Origin of the sequence: Synechococcus sp. CCY 9618 (assembly GCF_019038415.1) — a bacterium.
Taxonomy (GTDB): Bacteria; Cyanobacteriota; Cyanobacteriia; order PCC-6307; family Cyanobiaceae; genus Cyanobium.
On the sequence record NZ_JAFKRG010000129.1, the window covers coordinates 1 to 219 of the forward strand.

Consider the following 219-nt stretch of genomic DNA (forward strand, 5'->3'; position numbering starts at 1 on the left):
CCATGGCTGGCGAAAAGCCTGCCGTGCCCTGGGATTGAAGGTGAAGAAGACCAGGCCCTACACCCCAAGGACCAACGGCAAGGCCGAGCGATTCATCTAGCCGAAGGCTTCTGGGAAGCAGTAGACCCTGCTGGAGGAGTGGGCCTACGTGATGCCCTACGGAACCTCAGCGGCTCGCAACGACCTGCTGCCGGCCTACCTGCGGATCTATAACGGCCG

At 62.1% G+C, this 219-nt stretch carries 1 pseudogene; it reads left to right on the forward strand.

Annotated elements, in window-relative coordinates:
* Positions 1–97: pseudogene (locus tag KUG41_RS15445) on the forward strand (IS481 family transposase); the annotation flags it as partial.
* Positions 98–219 lie beyond the last annotated feature (122 nt).